We start from the raw sequence: 17471 nt of genomic DNA on the forward strand, positions 1-17471 counted from the left end.
CCGTTAGCTCAGTACGCGGATGAAAAACCAAGTGGCGCAGACCGTACCTACGATGATGAGCAGGATCGAGCGCGTCGTACTCAATGCTTTTTGTGGTCTCGCATACCCATTTGTTACGAGTTCCTGGTACATGGCCAAGATCAACTTTTCAGAGTCCTCGCGCAGTGCGCGGGTGGCCCGCGTCTGACTGACCAATTGCTGTATCAGCGTCACAGTCAGAGCAAACACAATCAGCCCCCCCACGTAAAAACCTACCGATTGCGCAGGCTCCGGGTAAGCTTTGTGCCAGATTCCAAGCGCGGAGAAAATTACCAGCAACGTACCCACACGGCCTGAAAGACAGAGGCTTTGATCGTCGCGCTCCGGATCGTTGCGAGCCGTCGTTTGTGAGTCATTGGCGTCATTCCTCGATCTATTCAGCCAGTGGCTTGAACACAAAATCATGGCGGCATGCATGGCACGACACGCCATACGCGACAACTGTGGAATGGATAAAAACACCATCGGTATTGATGTCTGGGCACGTCGCTGCCTGGTGAGCCGCTACAGCGCCGCACATGGGGCACTCCAATTGCACGCTATCCGCGCCTTCCGGAATTGCTTTGGCCACCTCTTTGGGTTCATCTGCCCCGTAGATACCGAAATCTACCGGCTGTTCAGCCTCGTACTCGTCTGAATCGCGGGGGCCGGTAAGCCACATTGCGTCCCGCGAGGCTCTGGTATCGAACTCCCACGATTCACCTGGGCCGTAAACAACCGCTTCCTGCGTAGCTTTGGCATTTGAAGGTTCCAGAAACTCTGGAAGGTTCTTACGCGGGCATTCCCAAGCTGCATCGGAGGATTTGAATAACTGGCGATAAACGCAGCCGCCGATATCTTCGCTGATCCCGAACAGTTGTTTGCCATCTGCAAACTGAATCGTGAATACATTGTGTGCCATTTCTTTTACAACCTCGGAGCAGTTAACATTTTCCGCACTTTGGCAAGGCGGCGTGCCCATTGTTCATCTAGTCTTCATGTCGGGGGTTATTGTGAGGAGAAAACTATGAAACTTAGAAACTTTGCATTGTCCGTAATCGCCCTAACATGCCTGGCCGGTCTCGCGGTTGCAGCGGAAGATCCCAACATTAAACAAGGGATGGATCACCCGAAACATGAGACGGAAGCCACTGCGACCAAGGATTTCCATGTAGGTCAAGACGGAAGTAAAAATCACAAGGCGGGCGAACACAATCCGCCCCCAAAGGAGTCACCGTCGCCTAGCCCAAGCCCAAGCCCAACCAAATGACAGTGCCGCCTTCGGGCGGCTTTTTCGCACTTGGCAGATTTTCTCGGGTTCGTTTCGATTTCCCTTAACAGTTTGGTTTTTGGCATAAGTGTCTATTTGCTGACCACTTGAAACCATAGCGCCAGCAGATAGAGCGCCAGACACAGAAGCAAAAAACATCCAGTAGAAGCGACGAGCCCCACACGCTTTCCCAAAGTAATCCATGGAGCTATGGGGGCTGTCATCAATGCTCTTGCAGCGAGGTCGCGTTCAGAGCCCTCCCTCCAAACTGGCAAGTCACGGGACAAAAAAACCCCAACGGAGAACATTCCAACAGAAACGAAAAACTTCTCTACCCCCGGATACCCCCAATCCAACAACGCAAGGAGACCGAAAAGTGGCAGCAACGCTAGTAGTTTGCTGACGGCCCCCCCTGATGGAATCATCTTCGAGCTTGAAGCCAGTTTCTGCCCTAAAATTTTCATGCACCTTTCCCCGACGTCATCATTTCCCAGCCACCCCAGAGGGTAAACACCACCCCTACTGCAAGCACTGGCGACAAGAACATACTGAATTCACTACGCAGATCCGGGCCGGAGTAGGAATATGTCCACAAAAAAAACATTCCCGCTCCCCAAATAGTCAGGTTAGTCAGCCCACTTAGCAGCAATGCCAAATTGCCACGGCGTATAGCACGCTGAAGGTAGTTCACTTGATTTTTCCTTCAGACATGAAGACTCTCCATGGCGGCATATAGCACTTCAACTGGGTATTGATGGTTCATCGTGTTTTATCCGTGGTCAATTTGCTTTTGAACTCGCGCCGAGGACTTCGATGCTTGAGTAAATGATTCGGCCTACGGCGTCGTCAGTCATGACGCTGTGACGCTCGTAGAGGCCGACTTTGCCCTTGATTAACTCAAAGCCCCCGGCGAACCATCCAAGTTCGCTTGCAGCGCAAGGGAGCGTTGCTTACACGCCTAACCTCGCGCCTAGCTGTCGGAATGACCCGCCTACAGATCCCCTATGACTCATAAGAACTGCCAACCTTTACTAAACATGTGCGAAATGATGCCTTTTTCATCGATGCTTGCGAACTCAGCGTCATACACCGCTTGATTGGGAGCGGTCGCGTTGATGATGTTGTCATAGGCGTCGATAAGCGCCTGATTGGCTTCAGAAGGGCTCAACGGCGCTCCCTCAACTGCGTTGACGATAATCTCTAGCCCGCCTTTAGTCGCCCGAAAATGCTGCACCGGATACTCCCCACCACCACGTTTTGATGTGCAAATATTATCCCAGCAGATAATATACATCAAGCTAACATTATCAATTTACACAACAATCGAGTTCGATCCCCGTCCCAGCATCAGGTCCTAGGCTGATTGCACAAGATCAACTAGAGGTTGGTGGGGAGATGGATGTCTTGGCGTACGGCCGTTCTCCCTACGCAGTGTTGGGTAGGTTCCTCAAAAAGGAATGGTGCGGCGCGCACCTGGCTAAGAAGGGCTCCAAGCCAGGCATGTAACTTGGCTATGAGACCTTGGCGCTGCGCAGGCGCACATCAGATCCGATAGCCTCTAAGTACAGGTTGAGCTGATCTGGATCGGCGGGAGTGGGAGCCAACTTCTTGTTGGCAATTGATGGCAATGCACGCGCGAGCACGAGGTTTGACTCATAGAGAAAACGCGAAGCGCGGTCTCCTTTTTCAGACAAGTTCTCGGGCGACCCTGTCTTCCCTGCTTGAAGCCATGGCATGAGGTTGTCATCGAATGGGCAAAGCATCGTCAACTCTTCCCTGACACGAGTCATCCCCACATAGAACAAGCGACGTTCATCCTCGATCCTAGCAGCCTCCCCGTCTTCATTCACTGCGGCCTTTCGGGGTTTATGCGGGAAATGTCCCTCCGCCAACCCAATCATGTAAACGCATGGCCACTCCAACCCCTTGGATCGGTGAACCGTCGTCATGAGAATCGCAATGGTCGATTCTTTTGCTTTATCGGAGAATGAACGTAGGTCAGCCATATGACCTAGGAACTTCCCTAGGCCCTCGTCCTCAGGACGAGCATCAATGTAGGAAACAAAAGCCTCGATGATCGCCATGCGATCTTCGAATTCTTCGCCTGATTTGCTGAGCTTCTTGATCGAATCTTCAATGGCAAGTTCGCGTATCAACTCGCGAACCAATTTCGAAGGCTCGGGCTTGGCCTTCTCCTTCGCCAGCGCCCTGACAGCCCTCCATAGCCGCCCACGCAGAATGACAGCTTCAGCCAGATGGCTGACCATTCCGGATAGATTCCCAGCTACAAAGGTTGTGAATCCTTCTATGCCATCGGGCTGCACCAGCACGCATCGCGCCAGCTCGTTAGCGAGATCCCAGGTCAATCCCAAGCTGGGTATGTTGAGCATCTCGCGTACGACGCTGATGCTCCCAAAATCAGGTTCGCCCTGATAAGGCCTAGTTGCTAGTTGACCTGACGCCAGCTGCATCCAAGAAAGGAGGCCTGCAACTGAAGGGTTTTCAAGAACTGAGTGCTTCTCACCACCTTCGAGCCTGAAAGCAATACCTGCTTGAAGAAATGCAAACTGAGTCGACCCCGTTCGAGAGTAAGTGCGGAATAACACAGCTATATCAGAGAGCGGCCGACCATTTTTAATTTGCGTTTCTATCAATCTGAGAAGGTTTGCGCCTTGGGAATCTTCCCACTCAATCTTGATCTGCGTATTTGGTGTGGAGTGAGCTGAAATGCACAGTTTCGCTGCGCGGTTGACGTTGTGGGTGATTACGTAATTTGCTGCGCAAGACAGGATGTGACCATATCTGAACGTCCTCGTCAGCTTGTAAGTGGTCGCACCTGGAAAGTCTTTATAGAAGCCCTCTAAGATGTAAGAAGGCTTCGCTCCGCGCCATGTATAAATGCACTGGTCATCGTCACCTACAACCATAACCCGAGCTCGTCGGCCTGCAACAAAACGAATAAGCGCTTGCTGGGATTCACAGATATCTTGGTACTCATCTACGATGATGTGTTCATATCTATTGCCAACATGCTCTGCGGCCTCCGGATTCTTTTCCATTGCCACTACAGCATCATAAATCAGGTCGGAAAAGAATCTTACACCACTCTTTTCGCGTGCTCGTTCGTATTGTTTATAGGCATCAACGAACCAATGGTATTGAGCGTCCCATGCCCCACTAGACCAGACCGTTTCCGGTGTCTCTAAATCACTTTTGACCCTGTCGATGAAGGTCATGAAGACATCAGCGATCATCTTCGGAAAACGGTAACCCAAGCGTTTGCAAAACGGTTCAATTACGCTCGCAGCAAAGTTTCTGGCTTTTTGGACATTACCAATAAAATCCCAACGCGGAACAAATCCGCCCTGAGCCAGCCAACGCAATGCGAAAGTACCCAAGCCGTGAAACGTAACTGACTCTGGGGCGTTCCGTGAGCCAAGACGCTTACCGACCTTCACGCCAAATTCTTCAGCAGCACTGGTGTTGAACATAACTGCGATAATTTGCTGGGGTTTAAATCGATGCGCCTCAACCAAGTAGCCAATACGCTCGATCATGGTCGTGCTTTTGCCCGAGCCAGCAACGGCCAATACATTTGAGTGCTTCCCAACGGGATGCAAGACAATCCGCTTTTGTTCTTCTGATAATGCCATGGCTACTCCAGAGGATGCTTGTTCCCAATGTATGGGCCTACTACAGAGGAAATTTGCTGGAAAGCGCTGGGGAAGCGCTCATACGTTTTCAGAAACTCAATCGCAGTCTCGCCAACCGTTAACACCCCACTGGCCACATCCTTCAGTTCCAGGTCGCAAGCATGAATGGTTTGGTTTCCGCCCTCTCCTTCCAACACCAGTCGGCCGAGCGTTCCCCACTGCAAGCAAAACTTTTGGTACCGCTTGGAATCAGCCACTGCTTTGAGTCGGTGCACCGAAGCTACGATGTCAACGGATATTGAGCCATCTGAGAACCTAGAGGATATTTTCCAGAACATTCAGCACCTTAGCTAATCACGAATCACAAAAGTCAAAATATCATCACCAGCTAAAGATTTAGCAGTCCTGCCCGACATACGTTGAAATTTCCTCGCCTAGCGACTTCGGAATTCCGACTATTGTCGGTCGCTATGGGTGGCGTTGCCAAGGAAAATCGACCTTTTTCCCGCAGGGCGCCAACGGTATCCAAACTCACAACGTTGCATTTGGAAAAGCGATGAGGCAGCTCCGCAAGGAGAAGCACCTCTCTCAAGCAGCCTTAGCACTAGAGGCGGGGCTAGACCGTACCTACATTTCATTGCTAGAACTCGGTCAACGCTCGCCAACACTGGATACCCTTATGCTCCTTGCCCCTGTCTTGGGTGTCTCACTCGCCGAGTTGGCAACTAGGACACAAACGATGTTAAGCGAGATCAACGCAAATGCTTTTCGCAGAGGCTCTTGAAAAGTACAGGACACGAATCTCGATTTTAAAAAAAGGATTTAAGCAAGAGAGCTATAGGATTGAGCTGCTTTCGAGATCATTTTTAGGTTCAAAGCAAATTCGAGATATCACATCGGTAGACATTGCTACACACCGCGATGATAGATTGACTCAGTATAATCCCAAAACAGGCAAATTACTCTCACCTTCAACTGTAAGGTTAGAAATGTGCCTCCTATCCCACGTCTTTGAAATCGCCATGATCGAATGGGGCGAATGCGATGAAAATCCAGTACTCAAAGTAAGAAAGCCTAAGACCCCGCCTGGTCGCGAACGAAGAATGACATCTCGCGAAGAGCGTTTGATTTTAAGGTATTGTCACAGCTTCTCAAATCAGGAGCTCTACTCGATTGTCGTTATCGCTTTGGAAACGGCAATGCGGCAGGGAGAAATTCTAGGTCTCCAATGGGAGCACCTGAACCTCAAGACGCGAGTCGCTCATCTGCCGGAAACAAAGAATGGTACAAAGCGAGATGTTCCACTTTCAATTCGAGCCCGAGATGCATTTATAAAGCTGGGCGTGCAATCCAAAGGGCGTATTTTCAAATACACGTCTGAAGGCATTAAAAGCACCTGGCGGAACATGCTTCAGAAAATCGAGATTCAAGACCTCCATTTCCATGATATGAGGCACGAAGCCATCAGTCGGCTTTTCGAACTGGGAACGTTGGATCTGATGGAAATCGCTAGCATCAGCGGGCACAAATCGCTATCAATGCTAAAGCGGTACACGCACTTAAAAGCACAACGCCTGGTGAGAAAACTCGAAGCCGGGAAAAACAAGGGAAAGCAGGTTGTCATGACCTACCTCATCCCCTATCCAGCACAAATCGTTCAGTGCGAAAAGCTTGTGAGCATTCGATTACTTGATTTTGAAGACCTGAGCGTAACAGGTACTTGTCGGGTAGAGACCATCACAAGGGCAAAAGACGCACTACTGCGCAGAATCGTGACATCCCTACGCGACACGCTGCCAATCCCCTCGCCGGATCAGTACCTAGACATGATCAAAGACGAGAACGTGATCATGATTGACCCCTTATCGTTGGCCTCTTAACACAAAATTACTGATGAAGTGGCCAATCCATTGCCTCAGAAAAACCCATAATGATGACTATCGCCAGATGAATGTCATCATTATGGCAATCAAGGCTCTCGGCGAGCCCTGTTTTTGTCTGATTTTTTTCACAAAAAAAAAGTAAATATTGCGTTCGAAGGGGACGCACTATTCGAAGCTGGCTACAGCCATCTTGCCAATCCGGTGTGTGGGCTACAAGTTCACAATCCGACCCTCAGGGAGGTCTTTGCGGATTCTCTTGGGAGTCTGGAGGATCAACTTGCAAGGGGCATGATCCCCGCTACTCCTGTCCGACAGGATACGGCCAGAATTACTTCTCTGAACGTAATGATGGAGTTTGGCGTCAAATCTGGGCGTGCGTGAAAGTATAGTTTTGCCAATCCGGTGTTTGGAAATCGATGCAAAGTCCTCAAGCCGGTGGGTTCTCTATCTCGCAAAACGGCTGCTTGACCGCAAACCCATTTACCGGCGGATGTTCATGCGCAGCTGGTAAATCACCAACCGCGTTATTCGATCTTGTGCTACAGGATGGCGGTAGTACTGCGTGCAATCCCTGCCGGATTTACACCTGCTCCTAAAGCATGCAGTTTTGCCAATCCGGTGTGTGGCATTCAAGTGGTGGAAGTGTTGCTTCGCTAGGAAATCCCGGCTGGAGTTGCGATCCATCAACTGGAAAGATTGAACAATGGGGAAGTAGCGGGGCACTCGGAAATGATGGGACACGCTGGGAGTCATTTCCACGCCCAATGGCATACGCTTTAAATATAGTGGTTACGGCAATCAATCTTCCTGAAGCCAGCCGTCGTGGGGGCGACATGGCTGCTTACTACTTGTCCGGTTCAAATGCTCTGATTGTCAACGACGATTACGCAGTTGACGGCTACTACTGGCGCGTGATTGGTTATGTCCCTTCCTGCTGACCACCTTGCCAATCCGGTGTTTGGAAAAAGCATTCGGGAAACGATATGTTGTCAGTAACTTCCCCCACTGCATCGTGCTCCACACAAATTCCAGTTTTTAACGGAAATTTCGTAACTGCATCGTGTCCTGCTGGATATCAAGTTACTGGCGGGGGATATCAGCTCGCATGGTGGGGGCCATTCAATGATTATTCATCGAACGCTCCAGACTACAGCGCTCCGTCAGGTAACGGGTGGGGAGTTATTGCCGGCGCAAAAGCAGCTAACTCATGTTTTGTAGCGTTTGCAGTCTGCATAAAGTAGCTGCAACGGAGATTGCCAAATCCGGCGTTTGGATAAAAACAGTGATTCCGCTGACGGTATCGGAACGGGATTCATGACCGGCATTGCAGGCCAATACGTAACCAGGTTAACGGGTGGCTATTACTGCCCGGCCGGTTTAGTTGCGAACCTGGGCGGGGTCCAAATTGGTGGCTGCGACCCCTGCTTAATGTGCTCGTGCAGTAAGCCTTAAGCTATCAATTGATTTTGTATGTTTTGACTCTGCAATTCTTTATGTGTCCCAAAATACAATGACAACGCCAGGCAAAATATTGTCAGGGCTCATCGAGGTTTTGTAGCCATTCTTGCTGGTAATCAGATCGACTCGGGAGGCAGTAACGTCGACGCATGGTCGGCGGAAGCAAGCATAAGCGGGAAGCTTCCCCGACACAGGGTTGGTGTGTGTGGCTGCATGATGTGCGCGGCGAACATCAGCTTCATTGCACAGACTCAACCTCTCAGAGGCGTTGAAGCGACTATGATCTGCGCTGGTGCCCGGTAGATATCGCTAAGGCGATCTTCACCTTCTTTCCCTACCCTATGCATACGGTCTCATCATCACGCTTGAATGACTAATATAGTTTATTGATGAAGCTGGTAAGACGAAGTGAAGTTTTATATGTGAGCGTATGGCTTACTAGAAACAAATACATCGTATTTAGCCAAGAAGGGTTTGTGTTAAATCATTTGTAAATCAGACTCGCACTAGTACAACTGCTATTAGTATTCAAAGCCCAACTGAATACTAATAGCGGCATTATTTGCTGTCATTAATAACAAAACTGAAACCGACTATGCCGTGTTCAGTCAGTTTAAGCAGCAAAAAATAGTGGCGTAATCGTTTTTACCTACAGTCAGACCAGGTGTGCTGCTATTCCGCCAATCCTGCCCAGTACTATCCCATCCAATCTTCTTATAGCCAGCAGGACAAGCGTACGTTGTGGCGTCGTTTGCCGCGTAGCCTGGAATGCTGAAAGCCGTGCAGTTCGGGGCACCGCTCGGAACCTTCCAAACACCGGATTGGCAAGAAAGTGGCATACCGGCAGTGCTGATAGCTTGGGTACCAACGCCTGCACACCCCCATCCCTCGTTTGCGTATGCCGGGGAAAGACCTGGCGGCCCACCGATGGCAGCCGAGTCAGCAGCGTTGGCGGCAATAGCGAACGCAGAGATGAACAGAATTCCTATGGCTTTGAACATTTCAATTCCTCACTTACACATGGTTTCAGTCTTAACCAACCCACAGGGATGGTTGTCAACATTTCGCCAACCTAGACCTTGTACCCAAACAGCGAGGCGCGGTACGAAGTAAGTGGCTGCTTCATCGGAATAGGCGTAGAAGCCCCCAATGTTAGATCCGACCCCCGAATCGCAAGCTGCCGCTACCGAAACGTAGATCTTGGCGACTTTGGGTGCGAGACACGTTGGCTTGGCAACGGCAGTTCCTGCCCTCACCACATCAAAGTTCACGTCCATACCAGCGATAACCATGAGCGGTGGTTGCACACTGGAGGAACCAAGTAGTGCAGGGATGCCTGATCCGCTATAGCGTTGATAGGCAATCGAACTGCCCTGGTCGTCGCGCAAATTGATCTGGCCGCTATAGCTGCTTTGGCCATAAACGTTCCAATGCCATTCAGGCTCTGCTGCCACCGCAAATGCGGAGGCGGAAGCGGTGGCAAGCGTTAAATACGCCCCTATGAGAAACGACTTCATTTCTTACCTCCGCCCATCTCTTTCGGGCATTTCTCAAGGTACTTCGGCTTTTCGTCATCGCGGAGCTTTGCGTACTTTCGGAGCGCTTTGTCACACTCCTTTATGCCCTTCCCCATGGGATTACTCAGGCAGACCTGCATCTCACATGCGTCGCCCTCATCCCCGCCAAGTATCTGGCTGGGATCTGGACCGAAGCTTGGTGCGCCCAAACCAGCAGCACTGACGGTTGAAACGAACAGCAGGGAAAAGAGGGCAAAGAAACAACAACGGATACGTGGCATCTGAATCACCATGGAAGTTTGAAATCATCTAGGACTTGCTCCTGCAAGCCACCGCGCAATACTCGCCTCAACCTTCAGAGCAGCTCTGTGAACCTTGATTGCGTACTGCTTTTGACGCTCCAGCTGCTCCGGTTTTTTTGGTGACTCACCGGTGTGGTAGCAACCGACGCCATGCCAGAAAGAAGTGCTGAACTTGTTCAGGCATCGACGAAGAATCCAACCTGCCGCCCAGAGGTTCTTGCAGGTGTCGTTTTTCAGCTGCTCAGCGTCGATGCCGACCTCTTTGGTTTTATCAAGCCAGGCTGAATTGATCTGGGCAGCTCCGTAGTCGTAACTGCCATTTTTGTTTAGGTTGGCCATCCCTTTACGTCCCCCTTCGACATAGAGGATTCCACCCAAAAGCGAGGGCGGAAGCTGGTATGCAGAGACGACAACCGAGAAGCAGTGTCTCGGTACCTCATCGTGCAGTATGGCGGGGGGAAGATCTATCATATAAGTCCATTATACCAGAGGATTGTGAATCAAAGGGAGATCATCCTCCTCTGACTAAAGACCAGTAATGACGGCTAAAAATATCGTTCACCACAACCGTTGGCGGGTTGACTGCTGGATGCCCGAGGCCCTGTTCTACGAGCTCGACATTGATTGGCGCTTGGCGGTACCACAAGACAGCCGCCCAAACGTCATAGCCAGAGACCTTTTCCAAAGGAATGTAGAAGTCGATCAGCATCCCTTTCAATCGGTACTGTTCCGACCAAGCCTTAAAGCCCTCGACATCCTGGACGATCACGTTTGCGAGCCTGATGACCCTTTTAAGCTGCTTACCCTTGTCGTAATAGGCAACGATCATCATGTTCCCAACGACCTTCTCGATACTTCCTGAGAACCGCTGCGGCTGAAGAGGCGGTTCAGACTGGGAGTCAAGCAGGGCTCGGGTTGACCAAACCAGCGCATAGTAGACATTCGAGACTTTTTCTTTGGCTGTGAATAAACCAGTGTCCTTACCAAAAGTGGTATCCGCAATTGACCAAATGATAACGAAGCAAAAGGCAACACCAGTAACAGAAGCAGTCAGACTCGCGAGTAAAGCCTGACCAGGATTTTCGTAGCGCCACTGCGACCAGGCATCGAAGATCGCATGGAGCCGATCTACCAAGCGTGCAAAAAAAGCAGAACGCTGCGTGCTTGAGTTAACCCGATCCTCAGGCTTGGCAAAAACACTCAACAGCTTTTCAACAGACGCCCTTACCTCGTCAAGCCTTTCCTGATCCATAGAGACCTCAGTAGCTTTTGAAAGTAAGGGTTATTAGGGAACCACCTAAGTCAATACCAACCCCACCCGTAGAGATCTTGGTTATCTTCGGGGTCAAGGCTTGACCATTCGGAGCAGTGACTGCCATTGAAAGCATAGGCTCTTGAATTGCGTAAAAATGGCCGTTTATGAATGCACCATTATTTGTAATACCACTTACTTGCGGCCTAAAACGAGTGAAAAAGTCCATCACAGGATTGAATGCTTTTTTGGTCTCAACATCCTTAACTTCGACAATCGGCTCCGGCAAGCTAAAAGCATCTTCAATTAATTGGTCGTTAGTGACTGATGCGGATTGTTCGTTAGTGGTCGACGACTGCACAATTGACAAAGCAACTAATTTTTGTGCGTTAGCCTTAGTAATAGCAAGAGACGGGGGAGCTTGTTCGCCATAAATGGTCTGCGATCCCATCCGCACAGTCGCTTCCTTCAAGTAATTGTTAGCAACCCACGCCAAGAAAAGCGCAGCGATCACAATCCCAGCTTTAAGAATTTCTGGGGATAAATCCATATCAAGGTTGATTTTTTTCATTATTAGGCCCCTTCTTTCTTACCGTCTGAGTCTAGGCGAACGCGCACGCAAAAATCAGAGACCCTAGCGGTGGGACGTTTGCTCTCACGGTCATAAATGATCTCGACGCTACCCAACTCAATGTCGTTCCGTTTAGAAAGTTGCTGAAGGCCAACTCTCAACGCAGTCATGTTTACAGCGGACAGGTCCAATGGGCCTCCAGCATTACCCAAGCAAACCCTTTGCAAGCCAACCGATAGGCCGTTGAAGAGAACCGGATCACCACTTATTTGCCGGATAGTATCAACATCGCTTATAAGCCCGTGTTGATCCAAATTAACGACTCTGGAGAGCGATAATAAGTCCCTGACTTCAGAAGCACCGACAAAACGGCGCTTCCACTCATCATTAACCGGGAGCAAAGCCTGATACGCTGCTTTCCACTCGATAAGCAACTCATTTGCTGCAATTTGCTTTAAGGTGACGCCCTTGAGTTTTTCCCATGCAGGGAAACTCTGGCTCAAAAAAACAGCGCTGATTACAGCCGAGCCCAGAAGGGTCAAATACTTAGTAGGGAGCATTGCTGGCCCCCCCCAAAGTATATCTCCAATACGACTGCTGAGCCTGGCCTATTTTTATACTCTCGTCAGTGTGATCAACCAATCGCACTGTCATACCAGTTTTATTGTTAAGCATAGCTACCATAGGCTCCGCTTGGTCACGTGCTGAAAGATCACCTTCTTTAGGAAGGGAAATCTCAATACGGAATTGATCTACAGCCATATTACCGACATCCATTGAGCCTTGATTTGACGATTTAAGCTCAATATCCTTTGCCGAATAAAAGACGACACTTTTAACCAAAACACCTGGCAATGTGGCCACTTGAGCTAGAAAAGCGTCTTCACGGCGAAGACGTTCTTGGTGTTCTGGCTGTTTATTCATCAGCTCTTGGCGATACCGCAACTGATCAAGAGACTGAGCACTGTTCTCATAAGCAGATTCATAACCTGCAATTTCAGACCTGAACTCAGAGCGGGCAGTGTTAAACTTAGCGTACCCCAAACCGACGATTACTGCATAAGCTGCAACAGAAACGCCGAGTAGCGTTACAGCAGGTATTACGCCCAACGATTCATCATTACGTTGCTTGCGTAGTTGTATGCGACGTTCTACAAGACGTTTGAAAGGCTCATCACCAACAAGTCTGAACCGATCCATCGCCGTGATGTCACTAAGCGGTGGCTCTGGCAGTGGTGAACACCAATGAACTTCATGAAGCGGATGCTTTTCAAAAACATCTTTGAGTACAGCCTCAAGTTGGAAAGGAGAACCATCCCAACGGTTCTCTAACACAGATTCCAGTCGAGAATCGCTAAAGACAAATACTTCAAGGTTGATAGTCCCGTAGGATACGGGCGCACCACCTACAATAATCGCATTGTTCTTCAATGCGAGACCGTATGCGAGGTAATGGTCAGCAATCAGTGCAACCTTGCCATTATAATTCGCGGCGTTCTCAACTGCTTCACGTTTTATCGCCAGGTATAACTGTTTTCTCGATCTATCAAACAATCGTGATTTAGATGCCGACCTAGGGTTCTGCTGAATAAATTCAGGATCGCCATTCTCGTCTGCTGAGGAGGTAACCTCTTCCAAGGCTTCGCGATCCACAGAGGCATAAACAAGATCCCCGCCGATAAGAAGAAGCTCACGGCTGTTATCGAGAATGTGCTGCTCGAAGTCATTAGGTGACGATACAAATTTCATGAAATGACCCCTACTAACTATTTTGAAGATGCGCAGTCAATACAGAACCAAGCACCGTGTAAACCATTGAAAGTGGCGCTGTGACCGCAATACCAGTTAATGCCAGCCCAATCGTGTTAAGTGTACCAATCGCTTTCTCAATTTTCTCACGGCCGTCGTCGACCATCACCATGCCGTATTCACGCATGGGCTCAGTAATACTGCCTGTTTGGTGAGCTTGACGGAAAGCTAACCGCATATAGGCAGGCCAGAGAGTCGGATTCGTTCTGGGATCACCTTCTTCCCGACGCTGATTATCTGAGGCCTTCTGCATGCCGAACTTACCCATGTCACGACCAAAAGCAATAAGCGCCGGTTGAAGAGGTTCCGGCAGGGTTTTAACTACATATTTGATTTGTTCATCCATGGACAAACCAGCAGAAGAAACGATTTCGAAATAGCGTGCAGTTATCCCATACTTCAACAACGAATAGGCGTAGCCAACACCTTTCATTTTTAAAAGCAAGGTTATCAGGTAGTTTTCGAGTTTTTTTCGATTAGCCTCATTAGCTAAATATGCCGAAACCCCAAAACCAATAATCGAAAAACAACCGAGTATTGCAACCCACCATTCCTGAATAAATTGATTGGAATGCAGCGCCATCGAAACAACCATAGGAGGTGAATACTTACTTGGTAATCCGTGGCGAATTGCTTCGTACAATTGAGGGACTAGCACTAGGTAAAAGGTTAAACCAATAATCAATGCAGTAAACATCAAACCAAAAGGAGTGCGTAAACCGCGCAATACTTTATTGATAGATTCCTGGGTTTTACTGGTTTGCCAAATTTGATCAAATACATGGTCAAGACTGCCAGCTTCCTCACCAGCGACAATCGCGGGCATCACATTTTGAGGAAATACCGACTCAAGGGCCTTGGAGATGGGTATACCTGATGTGTTTATCTTTTTTGCGCCCGCGTTAAGGATGGCTTTGAATCGTGGGAGCATGTTGCCAGCTTCAACCATGATTTCAGCTGCGGATAGGTTACCGGCTTTATAGAGGTTACGGAAAATAAAGCTAACCTCCATTAGCTCCCTATTGGTGCGAATCGCCTTATCGGTTTTAGTATTACTCATCAGACCGTCACCGTCTTAATATCGATACGGCCTGCACAAAAATGCTTAAAAGCCGAATCAAACATTTTGTATGGCGTCATTGCCTGGACTCTCAAAAGATCTCTAGGATCGTTTGCAACCAATAGATTTTTGATTTCCGGAGTAAAAAGAAGTAGCCCATGAACTGGAATCATACTGGCATAGCCTTCAATGCACGCACTACACCCTTGAGGCTTTGCCACACGATGAAACGCAGGCAAACTTTTCCTATCAAAGTTTTCAATCCCTTTATGCCGAGCATAAGCTTCTAATGACCGGACGTCCTTTTCTTCAAACTCTGTTTCAACACTGCATTTTTGGCAGACACACGGCAATAGACGTTGAGCTAGCACCGCTTCAATCGCCTGCACGAGGTCGTAAAGACGTTCGGTGGGAATGTAGTTAGCAATGGTTTTATAACCAGTAACTGGATCATTCGCATGCGTCGTCGACAACACCAAGTGGCCGGAGTTAGCCGCGCGCGAACAAGTCTCCGCTTCATCTGGGCCACGTACTTCCCCGATAAAAACCAAATCTGGGTCGTGTCGCAAAATGCCGCGCATGCCAAGGAAAAATTCGTTTTCACCCGGTTTGAAGGCATCACGATAAATATGCTTACTTACATCGATATGGGATACACCGATTAAAACACGCTCAACTGGTGATTCGAGACTTAGTCGCTTCTTTTTGTCCCCCCAATAATGATAGTGCTCGGTCATGATGCCAGCGATAGTTGTAGATTTTCCTGAGTTCGTCGGCCCGCAAACCAAGATCAGTCCTTGGTCGAGAATGGCAAGACGTCGCAGCTCTTCAATTATTACAGGATCTATATTCAACGAATCTAGGGTGATCTGCTTAACTTCACGAGGTAGGACTCGGATCGATACAGATACGTAATCATCACTTATGCCTGAGTTTACAATTGGCATGAAGTTGATACGAAGGAACGCGGTACCGCTTTTTCCTTTAAACGTAGCACTACCATCTAATGGATGAAGTACGCGGCCGCCACCGGGGTTAGCCTTGGAGCGCTGACCAAGCACGTTGACTAACTGGATTCGTGTTGATGCATCAATTTTGGCGACGAGTCGAAGCATTTGGTGATTTCGGAAAAACACGTTGCCCGATCCATCTTCTTGATGCGGAACAATCCAAATGTCGTTCACGCCCTGGTGCATAGCCAAGTTGAAGAAGCTGATCAAACGCTGAATCAGCGGATCGGAATCTCCCTCACTTTGATAGATTATCTGTTGGTTATCACCTTCAGAACCATTATCAACTCCACTTTCCATGCTGTGGGTCAGCCCCATCATCATGTTATTCGATGCAATGCCGTATACAATCGAGTCAAGCGAGATCTTGTCAGCTGTAAGAGCTTTGAAAACCGGACACTTGTATGTCTGGGCTCTATTTCTCGCAGTGAAAGCCGTCAGCTTAGCAATGTCGCCGAAGAGGAGTACCGTCTGACGACCTTCAGCCAGGACAGGTAGCATTTGTAATCGAGAACATTCATTACCAATGCCGTGTTTATCCCCGGCCATAATGGGGTGGAGTAGGAGCGTATCCGTAGGGTTCCCTACAAACAAATATTGTTGCTGGATAGCCATGATTTCATCGTATCTAGCAACGATTGGCTGACAGGTCTCTTTCAACCATTCCAATGTCTTGGAAGTAGGTGGCTTTTCCAGTATCCGCCTTTCAACTTCTGCCTCAGTCATGATTTCAAGCGCAACAACAATCTCGCCCGTCTTCTTGCCAGACAGAGAAACACAGCGCTGAGCATGAACCTGGATCTCATGGGAAGGATCAGTCAATCCCCATTTCTTGATGAGGATCTCTACGGCGGTACTTACTTTAGCGTTCATGGTTCACTCCAGGCGAGCTTCTTCAGCAAGGCGTATAAATTGACCAGAGCTCTGCTCAACGCCAGTACGATTTACTAGTGCTATGTGGTTTGCTGAAATTTGGTTGAAAGCTATTGGATTACCCCAATAGTTGAAGAAATCATCACACGCAAGCGGGATACCTTGGTATGTAAAATTGCCTTGGCAATTCGCTGCGGTACCAGCGAAACCAGCTAAGCTAGCCAGGTTAATAAATGCCCCATTGCCCAAAGTCGAAAACTTACCGTCATCGCTATAACGCCGCAGAAATTTTTGCAGCGTTCTTTGCATTCGTTGTTTTTCAGAAACTATTAATTCAGATTTATTTTCACGATTTTCAAATTTCAACCAAAGGCTGTTTACATTGCCGCACCAGCTATCAGCTGTGTAAAAGTCACCTACACCGCATGTATTATAGCTAGCGCTTAAATAGTCAGCATTACCCAAATACAACCTTGGGGATTCAAACCATAGCGCCAACCTGTTGAATTTCCATTGGGAGTCATTTACACCCACAGTAGTTGCAAACTGAGTAACATCATTCAGGTGCAATCGAAGGGGTTCAAAACCCGGTCTCGCTGCGACAAGAGCCGGATTAAGAAATCCTTGATTGGGATATTCAAAATAGTGCTGCTTTAACCCATCACCGAGGGCTTTGATGTGGTAGGCGATACTTTGCGACCGGTAGTAATCATAGCGCTCTTGAACACGCTCGATGGCCGAACCTAAGGTTGAAAATATCACCAGCCCGATGGCAATGAATAAGAAGGCAAACAC

17 protein-coding genes are annotated in these 17471 nt (G+C 48.9%); 2 read left to right on the plus strand and 15 right to left on the minus strand.

All coding sequences use genetic code 11. The features are described 5' to 3' along the window. Positions 1–3: 3 nt before the first annotated feature. The 5 genes from AC3IUE_RS33395 to AC3IUE_RS33415 form a co-directional block, all read right to left on the minus strand. Entirely contained in the window at positions 4–456 is a 453-nt protein-coding gene (locus tag AC3IUE_RS33395; protein WP_489269083.1) for a hypothetical protein, read from the minus strand. Then, entirely contained in the window at positions 413–1000 is a 588-nt protein-coding gene (locus AC3IUE_RS33400; protein ID WP_489269085.1) for a hypothetical protein, read from the minus strand. Before AC3IUE_RS33400 ends, AC3IUE_RS33395 begins: the two co-directional genes overlap by 44 nt. A 380-nt stretch (positions 1001–1380) precedes the next feature. Beyond that, the gene (locus AC3IUE_RS33405; protein ID WP_489269087.1) at positions 1381–1752 is read right to left on the minus strand and encodes a hypothetical protein; all 372 of its coding nucleotides are present in this window, start codon (positions 1750–1752) and stop codon (positions 1381–1383) included. Between the two features lie 545 nt (positions 1753–2297). Further along, positions 2298–2582 (minus strand): hypothetical protein, encoded by a 285-nt coding sequence (locus tag AC3IUE_RS33410; protein WP_489269089.1) that lies wholly within the window; start codon positions 2580–2582, stop codon positions 2298–2300. A gap of 217 nt (positions 2583–2799) precedes the next feature. Then, complete coding sequence (locus AC3IUE_RS33415) at positions 2800–4941, minus strand: ATP-dependent helicase (protein ID WP_489269091.1); 2142 nt, start codon at positions 4939–4941, stop codon at positions 2800–2802. 556 nt (positions 4942–5497) lie between these two features. On the opposite strand from AC3IUE_RS33415, the gene AC3IUE_RS33420 reads away from it, so the two are divergent. Together AC3IUE_RS33420 and AC3IUE_RS33425 are read left to right on the plus strand one after the other, a co-directional pair. Continuing rightward, the gene (locus AC3IUE_RS33420; protein WP_489269093.1) at positions 5498–5725 is read left to right on the plus strand and encodes a helix-turn-helix domain-containing protein; all 228 of its coding nucleotides are present in this window, start codon (positions 5498–5500) and stop codon (positions 5723–5725) included. Then, entirely contained in the window at positions 5703–6821 is a 1119-nt protein-coding gene (locus AC3IUE_RS33425; protein WP_489269095.1) for a site-specific integrase, read from the plus strand. The genes AC3IUE_RS33420 and AC3IUE_RS33425 overlap by 23 nt, the downstream gene beginning before the upstream one ends. Before the next feature lie 2471 nt (positions 6822–9292). Here the strand turns inward: AC3IUE_RS33425 and AC3IUE_RS33430 are convergent. Genes AC3IUE_RS33430 through AC3IUE_RS33475 form a run of 10 tightly spaced genes read right to left on the minus strand, consistent with a single transcriptional unit; the run spans position 9293 to position 17471 of the window. Beyond that, positions 9293–9799 carry a hypothetical protein gene (locus AC3IUE_RS33430; RefSeq protein ID WP_489269097.1) on the minus strand — a complete coding sequence of 169 codons (507 nt, stop codon included), beginning with the start codon at positions 9797–9799 and terminating at the stop codon, positions 9293–9295. Next, a complete protein-coding gene (locus AC3IUE_RS33435) occupies positions 9796–10080 on the minus strand; it encodes a hypothetical protein (protein ID WP_489269099.1) in 285 nt (94 codons plus the stop codon). Before AC3IUE_RS33435 ends, AC3IUE_RS33430 begins: the two co-directional genes overlap by 4 nt. A 24-nt stretch (positions 10081–10104) precedes the next feature. Then, on the minus strand, positions 10105–10572 hold the full coding sequence (locus AC3IUE_RS33440) for a lytic transglycosylase domain-containing protein (protein WP_489269100.1): 468 nt from the start codon (positions 10570–10572) through the stop codon (positions 10105–10107). A gap of 40 nt (positions 10573–10612) precedes the next feature. After that, entirely contained in the window at positions 10613–11353 is a 741-nt protein-coding gene (locus AC3IUE_RS33445; RefSeq protein ID WP_489269102.1) for a hypothetical protein, read from the minus strand. Positions 11354–11360: 7 nt separating this feature from the next. After that, positions 11361–11924, minus strand: a complete 564-nt coding sequence (locus tag AC3IUE_RS33450; protein ID WP_489269104.1) for a hypothetical protein — start codon at positions 11922–11924, stop codon at positions 11361–11363. Positions 11925–11926: 2 nt separating this feature from the next. Next, positions 11927–12484 carry a hypothetical protein gene (locus AC3IUE_RS33455; RefSeq protein ID WP_489269106.1) on the minus strand — a complete coding sequence of 186 codons (558 nt, stop codon included), beginning with the start codon at positions 12482–12484 and terminating at the stop codon, positions 11927–11929. Beyond that, positions 12471–13673 carry a hypothetical protein gene (locus tag AC3IUE_RS33460; protein WP_489269108.1) on the minus strand — a complete coding sequence of 401 codons (1203 nt, stop codon included), beginning with the start codon at positions 13671–13673 and terminating at the stop codon, positions 12471–12473. The genes AC3IUE_RS33455 and AC3IUE_RS33460 overlap by 14 nt, the downstream gene beginning before the upstream one ends. A 13-nt stretch (positions 13674–13686) precedes the next feature. Beyond that, a complete protein-coding gene (locus AC3IUE_RS33465) occupies positions 13687–14793 on the minus strand; it encodes a type II secretion system F family protein (protein ID WP_489269110.1) in 1107 nt (368 codons plus the stop codon). Further along, entirely contained in the window at positions 14793–16676 is a 1884-nt protein-coding gene (locus AC3IUE_RS33470; protein WP_489269112.1) for a GspE/PulE family protein, read from the minus strand. The genes AC3IUE_RS33465 and AC3IUE_RS33470 overlap by 1 nt, the downstream gene beginning before the upstream one ends. Positions 16677–16679: 3 nt before the next feature. Further along, positions 16680–17471, minus strand: a complete 792-nt coding sequence (locus tag AC3IUE_RS33475) for a hypothetical protein (protein WP_489269114.1) — start codon at positions 17469–17471, stop codon at positions 16680–16682.

Source organism: Pseudomonas sp. GL_093 (genome assembly GCF_057837605.1).

Coding starts and splice junctions, on each gene's coding strand:
- AC3IUE_RS33430 (WP_489269097.1), bottom strand. CDS start 9,799: ATGAAGTCGTTTCTCATAGGGGCGTATTTAACGCTTGCCACCGCTTCC.
- AC3IUE_RS33425 (WP_489269095.1), top strand. CDS start 5,703: ATGCTTTTCGCAGAGGCTCTTGAAAAGTACAGGACACGAATCTCGATT.
- AC3IUE_RS33410 (WP_489269089.1), bottom strand. CDS start 2,582: ATGTATATTATCTGCTGGGATAATATTTGCACATCAAAACGTGGTGGT.
- AC3IUE_RS33415 (WP_489269091.1), bottom strand. CDS start 4,941: ATGGCATTATCAGAAGAACAAAAGCGGATTGTCTTGCATCCCGTTGGG.
- AC3IUE_RS33470 (WP_489269112.1), bottom strand. CDS start 16,676: ATGAACGCTAAAGTAAGTACCGCCGTAGAGATCCTCATCAAGAAATGG.
- AC3IUE_RS33400 (WP_489269085.1), bottom strand. CDS start 1,000: ATGGGCACGCCGCCTTGCCAAAGTGCGGAAAATGTTAACTGCTCCGAG.
- AC3IUE_RS33405 (WP_489269087.1), bottom strand. CDS start 1,752: ATGAAAATTTTAGGGCAGAAACTGGCTTCAAGCTCGAAGATGATTCCA.
- AC3IUE_RS33420 (WP_489269093.1), top strand. CDS start 5,498: ATGAGGCAGCTCCGCAAGGAGAAGCACCTCTCTCAAGCAGCCTTAGCA.
- AC3IUE_RS33435 (WP_489269099.1), bottom strand. CDS start 10,080: ATGCCACGTATCCGTTGTTGTTTCTTTGCCCTCTTTTCCCTGCTGTTC.
- AC3IUE_RS33465 (WP_489269110.1), bottom strand. CDS start 14,793: ATGAGTAATACTAAAACCGATAAGGCGATTCGCACCAATAGGGAGCTA.
- AC3IUE_RS33450 (WP_489269104.1), bottom strand. CDS start 11,924: ATGAAAAAAATCAACCTTGATATGGATTTATCCCCAGAAATTCTTAAA.
- AC3IUE_RS33445 (WP_489269102.1), bottom strand. CDS start 11,353: ATGGATCAGGAAAGGCTTGACGAGGTAAGGGCGTCTGTTGAAAAGCTG.
- AC3IUE_RS33440 (WP_489269100.1), bottom strand. CDS start 10,572: ATGATAGATCTTCCCCCCGCCATACTGCACGATGAGGTACCGAGACAC.
- AC3IUE_RS33455 (WP_489269106.1), bottom strand. CDS start 12,484: ATGCTCCCTACTAAGTATTTGACCCTTCTGGGCTCGGCTGTAATCAGC.
- AC3IUE_RS33395 (WP_489269083.1), bottom strand. CDS start 456: ATGCATGCCGCCATGATTTTGTGTTCAAGCCACTGGCTGAATAGATCG.
- AC3IUE_RS33460 (WP_489269108.1), bottom strand. CDS start 13,673: ATGAAATTTGTATCGTCACCTAATGACTTCGAGCAGCACATTCTCGAT.